Here is a 15,616-nt window from a genome sequence, read left to right as displayed (position 1 = left end):
TTGGGGTTCAGTTCATCGAAGCGGCCTTTTTCATGGTGCGGGTAAAGCGATTACTGCGTCACGCTCGAGTAGGAGCACGACTTGACCTGGCCGCGTGCCGGGTCGCCGAACACGGCGTTGGTGCACTTGACCGGACCGGTCACGATCTTCGACGTGTAGATCGTGCTGGTGCCGTAGCGGACTTCACGCTTGCCGGTGAACGAGCAGGTGCCGTTTTCGGTGGCGCAGGCCGTGAAGGTCGGCGTGCCGGTCACCGGCGCGGCCGCCGTGGTCGTGCCGGCGTAGCTGCAGGACTTGACAACGCCGCGGATCGGATCGCCGAACACGGCGGTCGTGCACGGGGTCGACGCGGCGATCATTTTCGACGTGTACACACCGTTCGCGCCGAAGCGGACTTCACGGGTGCCGCTGAACGAGCAGGTCGAGCCTTCGTTGCCGCACGCGGTCCAGGACGTGGTCGTCGTGGTCGGCGCGGTGAGCGATTCGTACGCGCCGATGTCGATCTGGCCGACCACCGGACGGGCTTCGCCCGCGGCGACAGCCTTGTACTGCGCGACAGCCTTCAGCGACACGCCCTTGGCCGACACGCCCGGGTCCGAACCGGCATCGATCACCAGCGCGCTGCCGACCGGATGCAGGTCGTACGCGGCGCGGTTCGCGAAGCTCGGCGATGCCGAACGGTAGTTCGTCTTGTCGATCGTCGATCCCTGCGTGCTGAACGTGCCCACGCCGGCATAGATGTTGTTCTGGGCCACGGCCGGGGTCGGCACCTTGCCGCTGACGAACATGAACGTACCGCCGCTGCCCATGTCGTTAATGAACGTGTTGTTGATGACGTAGAGGTCGCTGCCGGCGTTGACCGCGCCTTCTTCACCGTAGGCCAGCATCGCCGGGTTCGAGTTCGATGCCGGTTGCTGGATGATGTTGCCAATGATGTAGGAGGTACCGGCGTTCGGCAGGTCGATCTCGTACGACGGCTTGCCGGCGGCGGTGCTGCCCGTCTCGCCCGGGTTCAGGCTCGAGAAGCGGTTGTACGCGATCAGGTTGGTGTCCGCACGCGACTTCAGGTTGTGGCCGACGTTGGCGTCGTGCGAGAAGTTGTAGCGGAACGTCAGGCTCTTCACGTGGCCGATGTACAGGTTGTGCGACTGACCGTCGCCTGCGCCGTTGTGGCCGAATTCGGTGTTCTCGATCACGACGTCGCTGTTCGCGTTGGCGTTCGCCAGGATACCGTTCTGGTTATCGTGGAGGAACGAGTTACGCAGCGTGAAACCGGCCGCTTCGAGGCGGAACGCGGCGCCGTTCGCGTCGGGCACTTTAGCGCCGTACATTTCGACGTTGTCCACGGTCAGGTTGTTGCCGTCGACGACCCAGATGGCTTTGCCACCGGCGTTCTTGCCGGCCGCATCGATCTTCGGACGGCCGTTGACGCCGCGGATGGTCAGGTTGTGGCGCAGGATGTAGCAGACATCGCCGCTATACGTGGTGTTGCCGGTGATTTCGATGACGTCGCCATCCTTGGCGGCGGCGATCGCGGCGCACGGCTTGGCGTAGGTCTTGCCCGGGCCAACCGACAGCGTCGCTGCGGATGCAGTGGTCACACCTGCGAACGCCATCAGGACGGCAGCAGCCAGGTGCGATGCAGAGAATTGGGTGTTGCGCGATGCGGTTTGTTGCATGTCGATGTCCTTGTAAGCGATTGCCTGTCAGCAGTTGTGCCTGCTGGAAAGTTGCAGAATACGAGGTTTGAGATCGACGGTTTGTAACGAAGTGTAACCGAAAATAGCTGAACGGCAATCCTGAAAAGAGGCTAATTATTGTTCCTTTTAGCCTTATTTAGTAGAGCAAAAGAACATTTTGTGATCGCATTTTCTAGCATCCAGTGCAAGAACAAGGAAGCCTGAAACGACTTTCTACGGTTTTTCCCTATGGAATGTAATTTCCGGTGGAAAATTTATCGACAGAGCCAGAGCGACAATATGCATATCTGACTGGCAAGTGCCGAGCTGACACCCGTTGATGAAATGGCTACGAAAAAAATTTTCGAAATCAAGTCGATGTTGCGTTCACGCCGCATTTTTTTCGAAAAAATTTGTGCTGGTGACCAGCCTGTTCGTGGACTGTACAGAAAAAGTTCAGTCCTAGAAACTATTTTATGAGTAAAAGTTGTATCTGAAGTAATTGCGGACTATTAATGCGACTTTGACGCCACAAACGGGCGCTGATCCGTTCGTTCCAAAACAAAAAACGCGGCACGAGGCCGCGTTTTTCGGAAGGGGACAGGCCCCGCGAATTACTTGTAGCTGCAGGACTTGGCAATCCTGTAAGCCGGGTCACCGAAGACGGCGTTCGAGCAGGCAACCGGACCCGTCACGGTCTTGGTCACATAGTAGCCGTTGGCGCCGTAGCGGACCTGGTGGGTACCCGTGACCGAGCAGGTACCGCCTTCGGCCGCGCACGCCGTCCAGCCGGTATCGTTGGCGGCAGGTGCGGTCGGGGCCGGGGCCGGGGTCGTGGTCGAGGTGCCCGAGGTCGTGATCGTGTTGCTGGAGTAGCTGCAGGTCTTCAGCTGGCCTTTTGCCGGGTCGCCGAACACGGTATTCGCGCAGTAGATGGAACCCGTGAACGTCTTGGTCGAGAACGAGGTACCGGCGCCGAAGCGGACTTCGCGGGTGCCGCTGAACACGCAGGTGCCGCCTTCGCCGGAGCACGGGATCCACGACGGGCCCGTGGCCGCGGTCGCCGTCACGGTCGAGAGTGCGCTGGAATAGCTGCAGGTCTTGGCGACGCCGCGGATCGGATCGCCGAACACGGCGCTCGTGCACGCGGTCGAGCCGGTGACCACTTTCGACGTATAGATGCCGTTGGCACCGAAGCGGACTTCACGCGTACCGCTGAACGAGCAGCTCGAGCCTTCGTTGCCGCAGGCGGTCCAGGTCACGGGCGTGGTGTTCGCAGCGTCGCCCGTCACTTCATAGGCGCCGATGTCCAGCTGGCCGGCCACCGGACGTGCTTCACCGGATGCAGTGGCTTTATATTGTGCGACCGGGGTCAGCGACACGCCCTTGGCCGACTTGCCCGGATCCGTACCGGCATTGATCACCAGCGCGCTGGCGGTCGGATGCAGGTCCCATTTGGCACGGTCGACGAAACCCGGGGAGACCGAACGGTAGTTGTTCTTCACGATGGAGCTCGCCTGGGAGCTGAGGGTACCGATGCCGCCGAAGATATTGTTCTGGACCACCGCCGGGGTCGGGACCTTGCCGCTGACGAACAGGAACGTGCCGTCGCCGTACTCGTTCAGGATCGTGTTGTTGATGACGTACAGGTCGCTGCCGGCGTTGATCGCGCCTTCTTCGCCGTAGGCCACGATGGCCGGGTTCTGGTTGGCGGCCGGCTGGACGATGACGTTACCGATGATGTAGGACGTACCGGCGTTCGGCAGGTCGATCTCGTACGACGGCTGGCCGGTGGCGGTGCTGCCCGTTTCGCCCGGCGGCGTGCTCGAGAAGCGGCTGTACGCGATCATGTTGGTATCCGCGCGCGACTTCAGATTGTGGCCGACGTTCGCATCATGCGAATAGCTGTAGCGGAACGTGAGGCTCTTCACATGGCCGATGTACAGGTTGTGCGTCTGGCCGTCGCCGCGCCGTTGTGGCCGAATTCCGTGTATTCGATCAGGATGTCGCTGTTCAGGTTGGCATTCGCCAGGATGCCGTTCTCGTTGTCGTGGATGAACGAATTACGCAGCGTAAAACCCGCGCCCTGCAGGCGGAACGCGGCGCCGTTGCCGTCCATGACCTTCGCGCCGTACATCTCGACGTTGTCGACCGTCAGGTTGTTGCCGTTGACGACCCAGATACCCTTGTCGGCCGCGTTCTTGCCGGCGGCGTCGATCTTCGGACGGCCGTTGACGCCGCGGATGGTCAGGTTGTGGCGGTTGATGCTGCAGGCGTCGCCGCTGTACGTGGTATTGCCGGTGATTTCGATGACGTCGCCGTCCTTGGCGACCGCGATGGCGGCGCAGGGTTTGGCATAGGTCTTGCCGGGGCCGACGGACAGCGTGGCTGCGGAAGCGGAGGTCACACCTGCGAAGGCCATCAGAATGGTGGCAGCCAGGAGTGAATGGTTACGCAAAGTGTGCATGAGATTCCTCGTAAAGTTTCTGTGCGGGAAGTAATTCCCAAGGGCAAGATGCAGAATACGAGGTTTTACGACCCACCCTTTGTAACGGCGTGTAACAATAGTTGGTCAATTAAAAAGACCTGGAACAAAACGTTCGCCGCGTCGTTCAGCATTAGGCATGCCAAAAATTCCACCTTGATGACTTCTTGAACATTTTATTCAGTCTTTCGGTGTTTGTGTTTCCTCAGCCCAACTTTTATTCTCCCTATGAAATGCACGAGTTTCGGTAACCAGAGACCAATAGTTAAAAATTTATAAGAGGTCTTAGCGTTTAGGCACAACGCGGCCGTTTTCACTTTTTTGAGAAAAGTCAGCGGAAAAAACGCTTACGGAGGCGAAATGTTGCGTATAAGCGTCAGCGGCCGCCGGCGCCGCTCGTCCACGGATCCGCCGCCGGCCCCGCTTTCAGGACGACCTCGTTGACCAACGGCCGCAGCGTGAAGCCGGCGCGGTCGATGAAGCCCGGTTTGTCCATGCGGCGGTTGTCTTTCTGCACGGCGCTGCCCTGCGTGCTCACGGTGCCAGGACCGGCGAAGAGATTGTTCTGGATCAGGGCAGGGGTCGATACCTTGCCGCTGATGAACAGGAACGTGCCGCTGCTGAAGTCGTTCAGGAAGGTGTTATTGATGACATACAGATCCTGGCCGGGATTCGTCGCCCCTTCTTCGCCATACGCCACGATGTTCGGATTGTCGTTGATGGCCGGCTGCTCGATCACGTTGCCGATGATGTAGGACGTACCGGCGTTCGGCAGGTCGATTTCGTACGACGGCTTGCCACTCGCCGTGCTGCCGGGCTTGCCCGGGGGCGTGCTCGAGAAGCGGTTGTACGCGATCATGTTGAACATCGCGCGCGATTTGAGGTTGTGCCCGATGTTCGCGTCGTGCGAATAGTTGTAGCGGAAGGTCAGGCTTTTGGCGTTGCCGATGTACAGGTTGTGCGTCTGGCCGTCGCCGTGGCCGTTGTGGCCGAATTCGCTGTGCTCGATGACGACGTTGCTGTTGCGGTTCGCACCCATCAGGATGCCGTTTTCATTGTCGTGGATGAAGGCCTGGCGCAGCGTGAAATTCGTGCCTTCCAGCCGCAGCGCCGCGCCGTTGCCGTCCATGACTTTCGAGCCCAGCATCTCCACGTTCTCGACCGTGATGTTGTTGCCGGTGACGACCCAGGTGCCCTTGTTGCCGAACTGACGTCCGGCCGCGTCGATGACCGGCCGGCCCTGCACGCCGCGGATGGTCAGGTTGCTGCGGGCGACCGCACAGGTGTCGCCGCTGTACGTCCAGTCGCCGACGATCTCGATGGTGTCGCCATCCCTGGCGGCGGCGAAGGCCGCGCATGGCGCGACATAAGTCTTGCCCGGACCCACCGACAGCGTGGCGGCGCCCGCGGCGCCGGCCGTGGCCAGCAGTGCCGCGGCGAGGGACAGGCGGATGACGGGGGTGTACGACGGTGACACGTTCATTTCTTGTCTCATTCATGAAAAAACCGTCCCGCAGGACGGTTTTTTCGGCTTATTTCGCCGCCGCGACCATATAGTCCACGGCGGCTTTCACGTCGGCGTCGGGCGCTGTGGAACCGCCCTTCGGCGGCATCACGCCGGCCTTGCCCTGGAAGCCCTTGATGGCATGCTCGTACAGGGTATTCGTGCCTTGCGCGATGCGCGGTGCCCACGCGGCCTTGTCGCCGACCTTGGGTGCGCCGGCGATGCCCGCGGTATGGCAGGCCGTGCAGGCCGTATTGAACAGGGATTTGCCGGCTTCGTTGTTGCCGGCGACGGCCGGCGTCGCGATCGCGCCTGCGGTAGGCGGGGTGCCCGGCGTTGCTGCCGGCTGGGCCGGGGCGGGTGCGGCGGCGGCCGGTGCGGCTGCGGCCTGGGCCGGCGCCTGGGCGCCTGCCGCCGGGGCTTCCGGCTCCTTGAACTTGGCGCCCGACTGGTTGGTCATGTAGACCACGGCGCGGGCGACTTCGATGTCGTCGAGATCGGGATTGCCGCCCTTGGCCGGCATGGCGCGGATGCCTTGCACGGCGTGCTGGACGAGGGTGTCGTAGCCCTGGGCGATGCGGGCGCTCCAGGCACTTGCGTCGCCAGCCTTCGGAGCACCTGCTGCGCCCGAGCCATGGCAGGCGACGCAGGTGGCGTTATACACGGCCTGGCCCGATTGCAGCATCTTGGGCGCGTTCACGTCCTTGAACGCAAACCCTTCCTCGGCCACCGGGCGCACGCGCGTCGCGACGGCTTGCGCACTCTGGCTTTCGGACCCGGCGCCGCCCAGGGGCTTGTTGGTGGCAAAGATCACCAGCAGGATGATGCCGATGACGATGACCAGGAAAAAACCAGCCACTGCGATGATCAGTTGCTTGGGGGTCCGGATAAAGGATTGGTGTTCGTTGTGCGCGTCGCTCATGATTTCCTTAATACAAATTAAAAAAACCTGCTTCTGCCCTGCGGAATACGTGGAATACTTATTTATATGCAATGCCGCCGGGCGATTATAGACCCAAAGACACTTGGTGGAAACGCAATTTCCCACTGGAGTGGCGCGTTGCCATAGATCGTTCGGAACTTAGCGAGTTTTCTGCGATTTTATGCAAAAGAAACAAATTTGTTCTTCAAGAATGGCTACCGAAGCGCTCGGAATCTCGACCAACACCGGCGTAAGGACACAATGCTCGTAGTACACCGCATCCTACTGGACCCGAACAACGTGCAGGTGACCTACTTTGCGCGCGCGGCCGACATGGCCTGCTTCGCCTATAACTGGGCATTGAGCGAATGGCGGAGGCTGTACGAAGGCTGCAAAACCGCCCCGACGCTGCCCAAACCTTCTGACGCGGCGTTGTGACGTGTGCTTAATAGCATCAAACGCGAGCTGTTTCCCTGGATGTTGGGGGGGCACCAAGAACGCGCCGCAGATTGCCATCATGCAGCTCGAGCGAGTCTTCGAAAATTTCTTCTCTGGACGCGCACGTTATCCGCGGTTTCGCAGGAAAGGGCGGGACGACCGCTTTACCTTAAGCAATGATCAGTTCCGGGTCGAGGGACGGCGTATCCGCATCCCTAAGCTGGGATGGGTCCGCATGCGCGAGACACTGCGCTTCTCCGGTCGTATCGTCTCCGCGACGGTCGCGTGTGTCGCCAACCACTGGTACGCCAGTATCACCGTCGATGCTCCCAGTTTATCTCTGCCGCCAGTCGATAACCAAGGCTCGGTTGGAGTGGACCTGGGCATCAAGGCGCTGGCCACGTTGTCGACCGGCGAAACGTTCGAAGGGCCGAAAGCGCTGCGTACCCTGCTGATGCGCCTGCGACGACTTTCGTGTGCCCTGTCCCATAAAGTCCAAGGGTCGCGCAATCGCGCGAAGGCGAAGCTGAAGCTGGCGAAACTGCACGGGCGCATCGCCAACATTCGCCGCGATAGCCTGCATCAGCTGAGCACAAACATCACGCGTCGCTTTCACACGATCGGTATCGAGGACCTCAACGTCAAAGGCATGCTGGGCAACCTGCTGGCGCGACGAGCAGGTCGTGCTGGCCGATCGCTGGTTCCCAAGCAGCAAGCTGTGCTCAGGCTGTCGATCCCGGTTGGATGAACTCGGCCTCGATGTGCGAGACCTGCCCGGGTTGCGGCGCATCCCTCGACCGCAACGTAAACGCAGGGTGAAACCAGCTCCGGCGAAGCAGGAATTCAACCGAAAAGTTAACTATCGTTAGCTTTGCATAAGCTTGGATGAACGGTTGCCATAGACGACGCCCGGGAAAGACTGTATCCTTCGCATCACTTCGACCAGCGCGGCTGTAGCTCAGTGGATAGAGTATTGGCCTCCGAAGCCAAGGGTCGTGGGTTCGATCCCCGCCAGCCGCGCCACATTCCCTATAAAATTCAATCATTTAGGTGATGCGGTACGCAGTGGTGTCGTGCGTTGAATTTCATTTCTTAGCACATCGAATGTGTCAAATTTGTGCCGGCGTCTCGTACGTTTCGAGGCAAGTTACGGCGCATCTAAGTTAACTTCTTTTTCCCGAACGGCAATCCTCTCAGACGGAGCCTTTTTGTCGAAGAACGTGTTCAGGACGCCGTGCAGATCTGGACATACGGCAAATAGATGAGCTGTGGCAATCCTCCCATAAACACAACAGGACTCATGAGCCAGCTGCAATCAATTTAGTGATCGCCTCATGCGCGCGCAGGAGCGAAACGATTGGGCACATGCATCCATGTGAACCGCATACGCGCAGCAGTTTGCGGCTCGGGGCCAACCTGGTTCCTGATCACTTCGAGCGCCCGGCCGTTCTGGATTGCTACGATCCGCTCCGCAGCATTGATAGTCTCCGGTCTGTGCGCTACCATAATTCGAGTTAGCGGCAGTAGACCAAGTGCCGCGTTGACCTTCTGCTCGTTAGCGACGTCCAGATGGCTAGTGGCCTCGTCAAGCGCGAGAATGCGCGGCCGCTTGTATAGCGCCCGCGCCAGCAGTACGCGCTGCTTTTGACCTCCGGACAGGCTGCCACCCATCTCGCCGACCAAGGTCTGGTACCCCATGGGCATGGCCAAGATCTCGTCATGGACCGCCGTGAGACGCGCACATTGCTCGGCAAGCCCAATATCAGTCTGGGTATCAAAAAAGGTGATATTTTCTAAGATCGAGCCAGCCAATAATGTGTCATCTTGCATTACCGTGCCGACTAACTGGCGGTAGGCGCGGTACCCGATCCGTGTAATGGGTACGCCGCCCAGCAGTACCTCCCCTTCCGTAGGCGCGAGCAGCCCAAGGATGATTTTGCACAGGGTGCTCTTGCCGCAGCCCGACGGTCCGACTAGGGCCAAGCTCTGCCCAGCCGGAATGTTCAGGTCGATGCCGTCCAGTACCCACGGCTCACCTTCGCCGTAACGGAACTTCACGCCGCGCAGTGTGATTTCCGCATCGAGCCGGCTGCAATCAATATCGGTCTCGACTTCGGGCTCTGCTTCCTCCATCACGATGTCCGCAAGACGCGCCGTGTGCATGCCCAGGAGTCGAATACTGAAAACCACATCGATCAGGTTGAAAATTCGCCCCGAAAATGTGGCGGCGTAACTGCTGAATGCAGTCAGCATGCCTATCGTTAGGGCATTGCTCATGACTAAACCCGCCCCCACATAAAAGATTGCCAGACCTTGTGCAGAGAACAGCACGGTATTTGCTACCTTGAAAAGGATTCCCAGCTTTTGGGTTTTGACCGCACGGTTGATGGCATCCTGTTTCAGATTCAACCAGCGCGCCCGGCGTTCGGCATCTCGGCCGAAAAGCTTTATCGGGGAAACGGCACGGATCGTTTCGAAGAAATGACTGCTTTCCTTCGCCCCCAAGATCAACTGCTCTTGCGATGCCTCGCGGAACGGCTGATAGAACAGCCAGCGCAGCAGTGCGTACGCCGCCACGCCGGCAATAACGATGATGCTCAGGTAGCCGCTGTAGGCGAACATGATGCCCAACGCCAACAGCGCCATGACGCCGTCAAGTACGCTCCCAACACACACGCTGGTAAGCGTGTTCTGGATATCTGCAATACTGCTAAAGCGCGACACAATGTCGCCCAGTCGGCGCTTCTCAAAAAACGCCACCGGCAGGCGTGTCATATGGGTAAACACACGGCTCGCCCATTGGAATCCGATGTCAATACTCCAGTGCATCAGGAACCAGCTGCGCACAAGTTCGATCGCGGTCTGCGTAACGGTCAATAATGCAAAGCCCGCAGTTAGGACAATGAGCAATTCACGGTCACCAGCGACGATGACGTCGTCGATTACGTATTGGTTAAATAGCGGCGCCGCCATCGCAAACAACTCGAGTACCGCGGCAAGGCAAAAGACGTGTACCAACGCCGTGCGCAAACCGAGAATTTTTCCTGTCAGCTGACTCACTGATATCTGCTTGGTTTCGTCGGCATGTTTAAAGTGCTCGTTCGGCGACAGTTCCAGCGCCACGCCAGTAAAGTGCTTTGACATCGTCTCAAGCGTTATCCGACGTTCACCCACGGCAGGGTCGACCAGCGTGACACTGATAGCGCCCGTCAGGCTCTTGCGTACATTCTTCAATACCACAAAGTGTTTCAGATCCCAGTGCAGGATACAGGGTAGCTGTAGATCAGCTATTTCCTCCAGTTCAAGACTCAGCGGCCGCACGGCCAGTTCCAGCACGGCGGCATAGCGCACAAGCTGTGTCATGGTGGCTCCCTTCAGACTGACCGCAAAACGCCGCCTCAGATCGCCTAATTCGCAGCGGTAGCCGAAGTGATCGGCCACCATGGCAAGGCAGGCCAGGCCGCACTCGCTCGCTTCGGTCTGTAATATGGTCTTCATAAGCTACCCAGCGCGGAGCGCACGCGGTCGAACCACGAAGGCGATAGGAATGTCGCACCGATGTCACTTGCCCCGCCGATACTGGTGACCGAAAAGCCTTGCTGGCGCAGCAGACTGATCAAGCCAGGCTCGACCCGGTTGCCAACTCGTAGGTCGGGAAGGTGCAGTGCGCCGACGATGACGAAGGTCCTATGGTGTTCGGAAATGGTTTTGGCGATGAGGGGAACCCAGGCATGGGTGCGTTGCTTGATCATGATCTCAAAAGTACCCGAACTACAGTTTGTCTCCAATCCCTTGTCCTGCAAGATCTGATCGCCAGGAGAAACCGGGTCGATGGCACAGGGCATCGGGCGGTCGACGCAGCGGACCTTTTCGTCAGTAACCTCTCCGGCGACGACTGCTAGTTTGCCAAGGGAGCTGTACAACGGATCCGATTGCCTCAGGCGCAGTAAGCGCGAAACCTGCAGGGCTTTATCAGCAACGAAATCTGCTCGGTCAGCGGCATTCGCGCTGCAGAAGTGCGTTCGCCGGTCCCCGAGCGTATCTAGGCCAATCGTCTTTTTCGATGTCGTGCCCTTGCCACGCAAGCGGAAGGAAATGCCTGTTTCACTGACGTCATATGCTGGCCCAAGCGACGCTGTCGTGAACGTGTCCAACAACGTCAAAATCAGGTATTCTGGCACGAGTGCCCAGCTTTCGAGCCAGTTCGGCACGTCAAGATGGCTATCCCGTGTCGCCTCAATCAGAGCGTCAAAGGCAAGATGCAAGCGCTGCGTGTGCAAACCCTTCGGATCGTCAAAGCAGGGCGCGCCAAGCGCGAACGATCCGTTCCGTAGCTGGTCCGGGCCGAAATAAGTCTCCATCACGGCCACCTCAGCCACCGCGTAACTCGGTTTCACGACGGTCTCAAAGTAGTGATCGTTCTCAACTGGGGTACCGACGTGAGACTCGCCGACTAGCACGGCCTGTGTATTGCCTTTGCTGACTAGCCATGCGCGCGGCGCCGTGGCAGCAGCGGCAGCGACAGTTGAGAGCAACGTGGCGAACACAGTGGCCAATATCGTATAGCTTCGAATGCAAGAGATCATCATAGTTTCGGACCCAGTGAAGCGTTGGCCCCGGCAAAGACCAGGGCCAACTGCCGAAAATGCCGGCATTGATTACGGGAGATGACTCACCAAACTACTCAACGGTGGCTTGTCGTGGTGCTGCACTTTCCGCCTATGCACGTGTTCGTCGTTACCGTAAACCCGCCGGTGTAGCTTCCCTGGAGGGACCCAGGGCCATAGCGACCAGCGGCGGAGACGGCGGGATTTGGTGTCGTGATGGTCTGGCTGAAATATCCAGGACTTGTGGTAGTCACAGTCGACACGCCACCGGCTCCGCAGGTCTGGGTCGTGGTGGTGCTCCCGGCGCTGTTGCTACTTGGCACGCAAGAGTTACTATTGGACCCCGAGCTGCCACCAAACAGACCAGACATAAAGCTGCCGATTGACCCCCAAAAGCCGCCACCGTCCTGGTCTTTTTTGGCTCTTGCATAATGTTCGTCCTCGTTAGCACCACCGGAGACCAAGTCCAATTCTTCGCTTGAAATGACTCGCATAATATGACATCCTTAAAAGACGGTTTGTGAAACGCATTCTGGTCAGAATGCAACTTAATGTCGTACGATGTGCTGCAATCACGACGTACGACTCTCGGCAGCACGGGCGGAAGTTGTCGCCCGTGCCAACGATTCTGCGCGGCTCTATTGGCTACCGGTACGCGACCGCCAACAGCGGCTCAGCGATCCATTCCCAGATCTTCCGGCGATCCTGAATCACATCGGCTTCTAGTGTCATGCCCGGCCTTAGGGGATGTTCTTTTCCATAGGTCGTTATTGTCTGTCGCGTCAATTTCACCTTGATGCGGTACAGCGCTTCGTTGTTGTTGAACCCATTGATGTTCTGCTGGGCGTTACTGAGGATCGTGCTCGCCAAGCTGGACGGCAGCTCGCCTGGTGCAAACGGCGTAGTGCTGACATCGCTCACAATGCCGCGTTGCAACCCAAATTTTTGATATGGGAATGCCTGATAACGGATCAGTACTTCCTGCCCCGGCGCGACGAATCCGGCTGCACGGCTGGGGGCATATAGCTGTGCCTCTAGTTCTCCCAACCTGCCGTCACTCCTAGCGGATGATTGTGAGGCCGGAATCATGGCGGCAAGCACTTGGCCGATGCTGATCGCTTGGCCAACCTGATATGTAATCGTCGTGAGGATGCCCGACTCCCGTGCAGTGATCATGAGCGATTTGCGCGAACTGTTTTCGGCCATTTCACGGGCCAAGCTAGACTTGGCACGCGACAACTGCGATAGATCGCTCGCCATAGTCGTATCAAGTCCGCTTAACTCCGCTTCAACGTCGCGCCTGCTTGATTGCAGTTGAACAACGTTACGGCCAACATCGCTGACACGTGCCGCAAGGTCGAGCAGATCATCCTGCTTTTGCTGCACCTGCGCCGATGACATAAAACCGCTTACCTGCAGCGATTCGTACTGTTTAAGACTGCGCTCTGCCAACTGATAGCGCCTTTGCGCCAACGCCAGTTCCTCATTCACGTGCTTGATTTCAGCCGCCAGACTGTCGAGATGTTGTTGCAGCGTCTGGCGCCGCAGACGATTTTGTGCAACGCGCAAGCGCTGTTCGTTATCCAGACTGCGCTCTTCCGAAGCAAGCTGCCGAGATACGATCTCTGATACTTCTCCAGTGCCAACTTGTCGTTCGGTCGACAATTCGAACAATACTTGGCCGGTATGGACGTATTCCCCTTCGTGACACATGCTCTTTACCAGTATGCCCGACAAGGGGGCAACTATGCTCAGGCTACCTCCCGTCGGCACCGTGATTCCCACGACGCGTGCCTTCCTAGTGACGCTGCCCGCGATGATAAAGACAACGAACGCCGCGCCGATGAATAGCGCTCCTACCGTAATCCAAAGTGCAGAAATTGGCCGCGCCAAGCGAATGCTTCCAAGATCACCTCTAATTCTTGCCGAAGAGATTTCGGTTCGAAATAATGGCGTTGCGGCCTTTGTAAGTTTCGACTCAGCGCTCAAAAATGCCCCCGTTATCACCTACCTATCAGGTTCTACGAGGCGCTAACTGTTCGCCGCCAAGTGCAGGGCCTCGAGAACACACAGGACGTTTGCATAATCGCTCCAGACATAGGGCTAAGGGAGCGTACGTGATCCAATATAGGGGGCGCTGATTGTTGTGTATTGATTGCGGGCAATTTAGATTGCCTTGTGGGTGGAGAAGCGTAATCTTTGGCCGTTCGGCGATAATCAGTGGAGCGCGGATTTCCTGTACGGCAGTGGTGTTCGCAAAACAACGGAGAGCGGTGCGCCCAATTCGTCGACGCTGCCGTCGTATTTGACCGTCAACACGTCGCTTACGCATACTCGGGCCAAGACACCGGTCGGGAAGGTCGAGGGCAGGATGGCGATCATCAACTTGCTCGATCATTCGTACCTGGTGCGTGACGGTTCGGGTGTTGGTATCGGTGCATCCCAGTATGGCGCCTGGCGTTCGATGTACACGAGACTCTCCACGAGCTTCTGACACGAAGACCGGCCGGCAGCGCCTTTTTGCCTGAGAGTGCTCGCCGGTGCGCTCAAGATCGCACAATAGCGCGTCAAGGTCCTCTCCTGTCCCTGATGCCCCCCGCACACCGTAGTGCCCGTTTCCTTCCGGATTTGCTGCAAATGTGTCAACATCCGACACTGCAGCCGATTTTCCAGCCATTTCAAAGAGGACGACGATGAGCGCCAAGGTTTTTGTGGTGATAGTGACCTACAACGGATCCAAGTGGGTGACCCCGTGCTTTTCCAGCCTGCGCAAGTCGACCGTGCCGCTGCACACGATCGTCATCGACAACGGATCGAAGGACGACACGCTGGCGCGCATCGCGGCCGAATATCCGGAAGTGGAGGTCGTCGCTACCGGAACGAACCACGGGTTTGGCAAGGCCAACAACATTGGCATGGAAATGGCGTACCAGCGCGGCGCGGACTATGTCTTCCTGCTCAACCAGGATGCCTGGATCGATCCGGACGCGGTGCAAAAACTCGTCGAGGCGCACCAGCGGCATCCCGCCTATGGCGTCATCAGCCCGATGCACCTGAACGGCGCCGGCGACGGTCTCGATTACGGCTTTTCGAACTACATCGCGCCGAACAAATGCCGGGGCTTGTACTCGGATCTCTTCCTCGGCCGCATGAAGGACGTGTACGACGTCGGCTTCGTGAATGCCGCCGCCTGGCTGGTGACGCGCGCATGCCTGGAACAGGTGGGCGGCTTCAGCCCGTCGTTCTTCCACTACGGCGAGGATGACAATTACACGCAGCGCCTGCAGTTCCACAAACTGAAACTGGGCGTCCTGCCCACGTCGCGCATCTATCACGACCGCGAACAGCGCCCGCCCAGCAAATTCTTCGAATCGGGCGAAACCTTCCGGCGCGAAGTCATCGCGCGCAGCTCGAACCCGAACACGCGTTTCTCCTTCGGCCGCGAATGGGTGTCCGTGTTCGCCCACCTCGGCTATGCGCTGGCGCGCGTGAACATGCAGGACGTCAAGCTGCAGCTGGCCAAGATCCGCCTGCTGGCCGGCATCGACAAGGCGGCCATCGCCGCCAACCGCGAGCGCAGCAGGACCGGCCGCGCCGCCTTCCTCGATCTCGACGCCGGCAATGTCACCGCCTACCCGAAAGACATAACATTACGACAAGTTACGAGCGCTCAATAACCGCGCTTACAACACTCCGGGACGTAAGGACAAGGTATTGCTTGCCTGTTTAGACCGCAGCCACTTATTCTGCTGTTCTCGGAACGTTTCGATTCATGCGCACGGTATGTCTTGTTGCTAACTTGTAATCGATAAAATGTTATTATCTCATCAGCACGGCGGTGAGGATTCGTGAAAATTCGATGGGCTCCCACGATGTGAACGTTGGTCTGCAAACGACGATGGCACAAGGCGCCGTTGTCGGCAAGGCGAGTTGACTCGTCGAGCGGGCAGACGTTTTTCCGTGCTGACTCAAAGTTATCGT

12 protein-coding genes and 1 tRNA gene are annotated in these 15,616 nt (G+C 58.6%); 4 read left to right on the top strand and 9 right to left on the bottom strand.

Annotated elements, in window-relative coordinates:
• Nucleotides 1-50 precede the first annotated feature (50 nt).
• From ACEN98_RS00870 to ACEN98_RS00850, 5 genes are all read right to left on the bottom strand, one after another.
• Nucleotides 51-1,679, bottom strand: a complete 1,629-nt coding sequence (locus ACEN98_RS00870; protein ID WP_413380685.1) for a hypothetical protein — start codon at nt 1,677-1,679, stop codon at nt 51-53.
• A gap of 614 nt (nt 1,680-2,293) precedes the next feature.
• The gene (locus ACEN98_RS00865; RefSeq protein WP_413380683.1) at nt 2,294-3,610 is read right to left on the bottom strand and encodes a hypothetical protein; all 1,317 of its coding nucleotides are present in this window, start codon (nt 3,608-3,610) and stop codon (nt 2,294-2,296) included.
• Complete coding sequence (locus tag ACEN98_RS00860; RefSeq protein ID WP_413380681.1) at nt 3,607-4,146, bottom strand: hypothetical protein; 540 nt, start codon at nt 4,144-4,146, stop codon at nt 3,607-3,609. The genes ACEN98_RS00865 and ACEN98_RS00860 overlap by 4 nt, the downstream gene beginning before the upstream one ends.
• A gap of 394 nt (nt 4,147-4,540) precedes the next feature.
• Nucleotides 4,541-5,647 carry a hypothetical protein gene (locus tag ACEN98_RS00855; protein WP_413380679.1) on the bottom strand — a complete coding sequence of 369 codons (1,107 nt, stop codon included), beginning with the start codon at nt 5,645-5,647 and terminating at the stop codon, nt 4,541-4,543.
• Nucleotides 5,648-5,696: 49 nt separating this feature from the next.
• Complete coding sequence (locus ACEN98_RS00850; RefSeq protein ID WP_413380677.1) at nt 5,697-6,590, bottom strand: c-type cytochrome; 894 nt, start codon at nt 6,588-6,590, stop codon at nt 5,697-5,699.
• A 261-nt stretch (nt 6,591-6,851) separates the two neighbouring features.
• On the opposite strand from ACEN98_RS00850, the gene ACEN98_RS00845 reads away from it, so the two are divergent.
• The 3 genes from ACEN98_RS00845 (at nt 6,852) to ACEN98_RS00835 (ending at nt 8,051) form a co-directional block, all read left to right on the top strand.
• Nucleotides 6,852-7,028 carry a helix-turn-helix domain-containing protein gene (locus ACEN98_RS00845; RefSeq protein WP_413380675.1) on the top strand — a complete coding sequence of 59 codons (177 nt, stop codon included), beginning with the start codon at nt 6,852-6,854 and terminating at the stop codon, nt 7,026-7,028.
• A gap of 79 nt (nt 7,029-7,107) precedes the next feature.
• Complete coding sequence (locus ACEN98_RS00840) at nt 7,108-7,776, top strand: RNA-guided endonuclease InsQ/TnpB family protein (RefSeq protein ID WP_413380673.1); 669 nt, start codon at nt 7,108-7,110, stop codon at nt 7,774-7,776.
• A gap of 199 nt (nt 7,777-7,975) precedes the next feature.
• Nucleotides 7,976-8,051, top strand: a tRNA-Arg gene (locus ACEN98_RS00835).
• A 309-nt stretch (nt 8,052-8,360) separates the two neighbouring features.
• On the opposite strand, the gene ACEN98_RS00830 is transcribed toward ACEN98_RS00835, so the two are convergent.
• The 4 genes from ACEN98_RS00830 to ACEN98_RS00815 all read right to left on the bottom strand — a co-directional run bounded on the left by ACEN98_RS00830 (nt 8,361) and on the right by ACEN98_RS00815 (nt 14,017).
• The gene (locus tag ACEN98_RS00830) at nt 8,361-10,526 is read right to left on the bottom strand and encodes a peptidase domain-containing ABC transporter (protein WP_413380670.1); all 2,166 of its coding nucleotides are present in this window, start codon (nt 10,524-10,526) and stop codon (nt 8,361-8,363) included.
• Entirely contained in the window at nt 10,523-11,425 is a 903-nt protein-coding gene (locus ACEN98_RS00825) for a TraB/GumN family protein (protein ID WP_413380667.1), read from the bottom strand. The genes ACEN98_RS00830 and ACEN98_RS00825 overlap by 4 nt, the downstream gene beginning before the upstream one ends.
• An 855-nt stretch (nt 11,426-12,280) precedes the next feature.
• Nucleotides 12,281-13,528 (bottom strand): HlyD family secretion protein, encoded by a 1,248-nt coding sequence (locus ACEN98_RS00820; protein WP_413380664.1) that lies wholly within the window; start codon nt 13,526-13,528, stop codon nt 12,281-12,283.
• 324 nt (nt 13,529-13,852) lie between these two features.
• Nucleotides 13,853-14,017, bottom strand: coding sequence for a hypothetical protein (locus ACEN98_RS00815; protein WP_413380660.1), 165 nt, complete (start codon nt 14,015-14,017; stop codon nt 13,853-13,855).
• A 311-nt stretch (nt 14,018-14,328) separates the two neighbouring features.
• Between ACEN98_RS00815 and ACEN98_RS00810 the strand changes: the two genes are divergently transcribed.
• Nucleotides 14,329-15,312: a glycosyltransferase family 2 protein gene (locus ACEN98_RS00810; protein WP_413380657.1), complete on the top strand. Its 984-nt coding sequence runs from the start codon at nt 14,329-14,331 to the stop codon at nt 15,310-15,312.
• The last annotated feature ends 304 nt before the right edge of the window (nt 15,313-15,616 follow it).

The sequence above is a fragment of the Massilia sp. CT11-137 genome, from assembly GCF_047302885.1.
In the GTDB taxonomy this organism is placed as follows: Bacteria; Pseudomonadota; Gammaproteobacteria; order Burkholderiales; family Burkholderiaceae_D; genus Telluria; species Telluria orientalis.
This window is presented reverse-complemented; position numbering and strand designations above follow the sequence as displayed.

Excerpts from the sequence above, each read along its gene's own strand:
- ACEN98_RS00815 (WP_413380660.1), bottom strand. The coding sequence starts at position 14,017 with ATGATCGCCATCCTGCCCTCGACCTTCCCGACCGGTGTCTTGGCCCGA.
- ACEN98_RS00870 (WP_413380685.1), bottom strand. The coding sequence starts at position 1,679 with ATGCAACAAACCGCATCGCGCAACACCCAATTCTCTGCATCGCACCTG.
- ACEN98_RS00850 (WP_413380677.1), bottom strand. The coding sequence starts at position 6,590 with ATGAGCGACGCGCACAACGAACACCAATCCTTTATCCGGACCCCCAAG.
- ACEN98_RS00830 (WP_413380670.1), bottom strand. The coding sequence starts at position 10,526 with ATGAAGACCATATTACAGACCGAAGCGAGCGAGTGCGGCCTGGCCTGC.
- ACEN98_RS00810 (WP_413380657.1), top strand. The coding sequence starts at position 14,329 with ATGAGCGCCAAGGTTTTTGTGGTGATAGTGACCTACAACGGATCCAAG.
- ACEN98_RS00855 (WP_413380679.1), bottom strand. The coding sequence starts at position 5,647 with ATGAACGTGTCACCGTCGTACACCCCCGTCATCCGCCTGTCCCTCGCC.
- ACEN98_RS00845 (WP_413380675.1), top strand. The coding sequence starts at position 6,852 with ATGCTCGTAGTACACCGCATCCTACTGGACCCGAACAACGTGCAGGTG.
- ACEN98_RS00840 (WP_413380673.1), top strand. The coding sequence starts at position 7,108 with ATGCAGCTCGAGCGAGTCTTCGAAAATTTCTTCTCTGGACGCGCACGT.
- ACEN98_RS00860 (WP_413380681.1), bottom strand. The coding sequence starts at position 4,146 with ATGCACACTTTGCGTAACCATTCACTCCTGGCTGCCACCATTCTGATG.